We start from the raw sequence: 5,847 nt of genomic DNA on the forward strand, positions 1-5,847 counted from the left end.
GCACTCAGCAGCGGCCAGATCAATTCGCTGACCACGAGCCAGATCAACACCCTGGGCACGGCCGACCTCAACAGCCTGAGCAGCGGCCAGTTCGCCAACCTGTCGTCCGCGCAGGTCCAGGCGCTGACCAACACCCAGCTCGCCAATCTCGCGACCGACAACCTCAATGCCCTGGGCACCGCCCAGTTTGCAGCCCTGTCGTCCAGCCAGTTCGGTGCACTGACCACCGGCCAGCTCGGTAAGCTGGAAACCGCTGACTTGCGTGCCGTCACGACGGCCGCCCTCAATGGCCTGTCTTCCGACCAGGTCGGCGCCCTGGCCAGCGATGCCGTCGGCTCGCTGACCACGGCACAGGTCGGCTCGCTGGGCACCGCCCAGGTCAAGGGCCTGACCACGGACGACATGGTCGCCCTGACCTCGGCCCAGGTCGCCTCGTTGAACTCGACCCAGGCAGGCGTGCTCTCCACCGCCCAGATCGCCGCCATCGAGACGGCCGATGTCAAGGCCATCTCCACCGGCGCACTGCGCAACCTGTCCTCGGATCAACTGGATGCATTGACCAGCGACCAGCTGCGCGCCCTGTCGTCCACCCAGCTGAACGCGCTCACCACCAGCCCGCAACTCGTCAACATCTCCACGGGTGACTTGAATGTGCTGACGACGGCCCAGATGGCCAATCTGTCGACGGCTCAGATCCGTTCGCTGACGACCGACCAGCTCGGCAATCTGGCGACCGACAACCTGAACGCGCTAGGCACGGCCCAATTCGCGGCCCTGTCGTCCAGCCAGTTCGGTGCGCTGACCACCGGCCAGCTCGGCAAGCTCGAAACCGCTGACCTGCGTGCCGTCACGACCGCCGCGCTCAACGGCCTGTCTTCCGACCAGGTCGGCGCCTTGGCCAGCGACGCCGTCGGCTCGCTGACCACGGCACAGGTCGCCTCGCTGGGCACCGCCCAGATCAAGGGCCTGACCACCGGCGATATGGTCGCCCTGACTTCGGGCCAGATCGCCTCGCTGAACTCCACCCAAGCCGGCACCTTGTCGACCGCCCAGTTGGCGGCCATCGAGACCGCCGACATCAAGTCGCTGACSACSGGYGCCCTGCGCAACCTGTCGTCTGACCAGCTCGACGCCTTCACCAGCGACCAGCTCCGCGCCCTCAGCAGCGGCCAGGTCAACAGCCTGACCACGAGCCAGGTCAACACGCTCGGTACGGCCGATCTGAACAGCCTGAGCAGCAGCCAGTTCTCCAATCTGTCCTCGGGCCAGGTCCAGGCACTGACCAACACCCAGCTCGCCAACCTCGCCACGGACAACTTGAACGCGTTGGGCACGGCCCAGTTCGCCGCCCTGTCGTCCAGCCAGTTCGGCGCATTGACCACCGGCCAACTGGGCAAGCTCGAAACCGCTGACCTGCGTGCCGTCACGACCGCCGCGCTCAACGGCCTGTCTTCCGACCAGGTCGGTGCCCTGGCCAGCGATGCCGTCGGCTCGCTGACCACCGCTCAAGTTGCTTCGCTGGGCACCGCCCAGATCGACGGCCTGACCACGGGTGACATGGTCGCCCTGACCTCGGGCCAGGTCGCGGCGCTGAACTCCACGCAGGCAGGCAGCCTGTCTACCGCGCAACTGGCCGCGATTGAGACCGCGGACATCAAGTCGCTGACCACGGGCGCCCTGCGCAACCTGTCCTCCGACCAACTCGACGCCTTCACCAGCGACCAGCTCCGCGCGCTCAGCAGTGGTCAGATCAACAGCCTCACCACGAGCCAGGTCAATACGCTCGGCACGGCCGACCTCAACAGCCTGACCAGCGGCCAGTTCGCCAATCTGTCCTCTGGCCAGGTCCAGGCGCTGACCAACACCCAGCTCGCCAATCTCGCGACCGACAACCTCAATGCCCTGGGCACCGCCCAGTTCGCGGCCCTGAACTCCAGCCAGTTCGGTGCATTGACGACCAGCCAGCTCGGCAAGCTCGAAACCGCCGACCTGCGCGCCGTCACGACCGTCGCGCTCAACGGCCTGTCTTCCGATCAGATCGGCGCACTGGCCAGTGACGCCGTCGGCTCAATGACCACGGCCCAGGTCGCCTCGTTCGGTACGGCCCAGATCAAGGGCCTGACCACCGGCGACATGGTCGCTCTGACTTCGGGCCAGGTCGCTTCACTGAACTCCACGCAGGCGGCCGGCCTGTCCACCGCCCAACTGGCGGCCATTGAGACAGCTGACATCAAGTCGCTGACGACCGGTGCGCTGCGCAATCTGTCGTCCGATCAGCTCGACGCTTTCACCAGCGACCAACTGCGCGCGCTGAGCAGCGGCCAGATCAACTCGCTGACGACCAGCCAGATCAATACGCTGGGCACGGCCGACCTGAACAGCCTGACCAGCGGCCAGTTCGCCAACCTGTCCTCGGCCCAAGTCCAGGCGCTGACCAACACCCAGCTCGCCAACCTGGCGACCGACAACCTGAATGCGCTGGGCACCGCCCAATTCGCAGCCCTGTCGTCCAGCCAGTTCGGTGCGCTAACGACTGGCCAGCTCGGCAAGCTGGAGACGGCTGACCTGCGCGCCGTCACGACCGCCGCGCTCAACGGCCTGTCTTCCGACCAGGTCGGCTCCCTGGCCAGCGATGCCGTCGGCTCGCTGACCACCGGGCAGGTCGCCTCCCTCGGCACCGCCCAGATCAAGGGCTTGACCACGGGCGACATGGTCGCCCTGACGTCGGCCCAGGTCGCTGCCATCAATTCGACGCAGGCCGGCAGCCTGTCCACCGCCCAGATTGCCGCCCTCGAAACGGGCGATGTCAAGTCGCTGACGACCGGCGCCCTGCGCAACCTGTCGTCCGACCAGCTCGACGCCTTCACCAGCGACCAGCTGCGTGCACTCAGCAGCGGCCAGGTCAATTCGCTGACCACCAGCCAGATCAATACGCTGGGTACGGCTGACCTGAACAGCCTGACCAGCGGCCAGTTCGCCAACCTGTCCTCTGGCCAGGTTCAGGCGCTGACCAACACCCAGCTCGCCAACCTGGCGACCGACAACCTCAATGCCCTGGGCACGAGCCAGTTCGCCTCGCTGAGCTCCAGCCAGTTCGGTGCGCTGACCACCGGCCAGTTGGGCAAACTCGAGACGGCCGATCTGCGTGCCGTCACGACCGCCGCACTCAACGGCCTGTCCTCAGACCAGGTTGGCGCCTTGGCCAGCGATGCCGTCGGCTCCCTGACCACGGCACAAGTTGGCTCGCTGGGCACGGCCCAGATCAAGGGCCTGACCACCGGCGACATGGTCGCTCTGACTTCGGGCCAGGTCGCGGCGCTGAACTCTACCCAGGCCGGCAGCCTCTCCACCGCCCAACTGGCGGCTATTGAGACGGCTGACGTCAAGTCGTTGACGACCGGCGCCCTGCGCAACCTGTCGTCTGACCAGCTCGACGCCTTCACCAGCGACCAACTGCGCGCGCTCAGCAGCGGCCAGATCAACTCGCTGACGACTGCCCAAGTCAACACCCTGGGCACGGCCGACCTGAACAGCCTGACCAGCGGCCAGTTCGCCAACCTGTCCTCGGGCCAGGTCCAGGCGCTGACCAACACCCAGCTCGCCAACCTGGCGACCGACAACCTCAACGCCCTGGGCACCGCCCAGTTCGCGGCGCTGAGCTCCAGCCAGTTCGGCGCTCTGACCACCAGCCAGTTGGGCAAGCTGGAGACGGCCGATCTGCGTGCTGTCACGACCGCCTCGCTCAACGGCCTGTCCTCGGACCAGGTCGGCGCGCTGGCCAGTGACGCTGTTGGCTCGCTGACGACAACCCAAGTCGCCTCTCTGGGCACGGCCCAGATCAAGGGGCTGACCACGGGTGACATGGTCGCCCTGACTTCGGGCCAGGTCGCTGCACTGAACTCGACCCAGGTGACCGGTCTGTCCACGGCGCAGATCGCTGCGATCGAGACGGCCGACATCAAGTCGCTGACCACCGGCGCCCTGCGCAACCTGTCCTCCGACCAGCTCGACGCCTTCACCAGCGATCAACTGCGTGCGCTGAGCAGCGGCCAGATCAACTCGCTGACGACCAGCCAGATCAATACGCTGGGCACGGCCGACCTGAACAGTCTCACCAGCAGCCAGTTCGCCAACCTGTCGTCCGCGCAGGTCCAGGCGCTGACCAACACCCAGCTCGCCAACCTCGCCACCGACAACCTCAACGCCCTGGGCACCGCCCAGTTTGCAGCCCTGTCGTCCAGCCAGTTCGGCGCACTGACCACCGGCCAGCTCGGCAAGCTGGAGACGGCTGACCTGCGCGCCGTCACGACCGCTGCCCTCAACGGCCTGTCTTCCGATCAGGTCGGTGCCCTGGCCAGCGATGCCGTCGGCTCGCTGACGACCGCTCAAGTGGCCTCGCTGGGCACCGCCCAGATCCAGGGCCTGACCACGGGTGACATGGTCGCCCTGACCTCGGCCCAGGTCGCTGCCATCAATTCGACCCAGGCCGGTAGCCTGTCTACCGCCCAGATCGCCGCCATCGAAACGGGCGACGTCAAGTCGCTGACCACCGGTTCGCTGCGCAACCTGTCCTCCGACCAGCTCGACGCCTTCACCAGCGACCAGCTCCGCGCCCTCAGCAGCGGCCAGGTCAACAGCCTGACCACATCCCAGGTCAACACGCTGGGCACGGCAGACCTGAACAGCCTGACGAGCGGCCAGTTCGCCAACCTGTCCTCGGGCCAGGTCCAGGCGCTGACCAGCACCCAGCTCAGCAACCTCGCCACCGACAACCTGAACGCGCTGGGCACCAGCCAGTTCGCGGCGCTGAACTCCAGCCAGTTCGGTTCGCTGACCACCGGCCAGCTCGGCAAGCTCGAGACCGCTGACCTGCGTGCCGTCACGACGGCTGCGCTCAACGGCCTGTCCTCAGACCAGGTCGGCGCCCTGGCCAGTGACGCCGTCGGCTCGCTGACGACGGCACAGGTCGGCTCGCTGGGCACCGCCCAGATCAAGGGCCTGACCACCGGCGACATGATGGCTCTGACCTCGGGCCAGATCGCCGCCATCAACTCCAACCAGGCGGGTGCGCTGTCCACCGCCCAGATCGCCGCCATCGAGACAGCCGACGTCAAGTCCATCTCCACCGGCGCGCTGCGCAACCTGTCGACGGACCAACTCGACGCCCTCACGAGCGACCAGCTGCGCGCACTGACCTCCACCCAGCTGAACGCGCTGACCACCAGCCCGCAGCTCGTCAACATCTCCACGGGCGACCTGAATGTGCTGACGACTGGCCAGATGGCCAACCTGTCGACGGCTCAGATCCGTTCGCTGACGACTGACCAGCTCGGCAACCTGTCGACCGACAACCTCAACGCGCTGGGCACTGCCCAGTTCGCGGCCCTGTCGTCCAGCCAGTTCGGCGCACTGAGCACCAGCCAGCTGGCCAAGATCGAGACGGCCGACCTGCGCGCCGTCACGACCGCCGCCCTCAACGGCCTGTCTTCCGATCAGGTCGGCGCCCTGGCCAGCGATGCCGTCGGCTCGTTGACCACGGCGCAAGTCGCCTCGCTGGGCACCGCCCAGATCAAGGGCCTGACCACGGGTGACATGATCGCTTTGACCTCGGGTCAGGTCGCTGCACTGAACTCCACGCAGGCCGGTAGCCTGTCCACCGCCCAGATTGCCGCCATCGAAACCGGCGACGTCAAGTCGCTGACGACCGGCGCCCTGCGCAATCTGTCGTCCGACCAGCTCGACGCTTTCACCAGCGACCAGCTCCGCGCGCTCAGCAGCGGCCAGGTCAACAGCCTGACCACATCCCAGGTCAACACGCTGGGCACGGCGGACCTGAACAGCCTGACC

Annotated in this window: 1 protein-coding gene; it reads left to right on the forward strand. The window is 67.0% G+C overall.

Annotated elements, in window-relative coordinates:
• On the forward strand, positions 1 to 5,847 hold a 5,847-nt coding region (locus ACXJKJ_RS29835), incomplete at both ends, for a heme utilization protein (protein ID WP_457394895.1).

It is taken from the genome of Roseateles sp. P5_E1 (genome assembly GCF_054049335.1).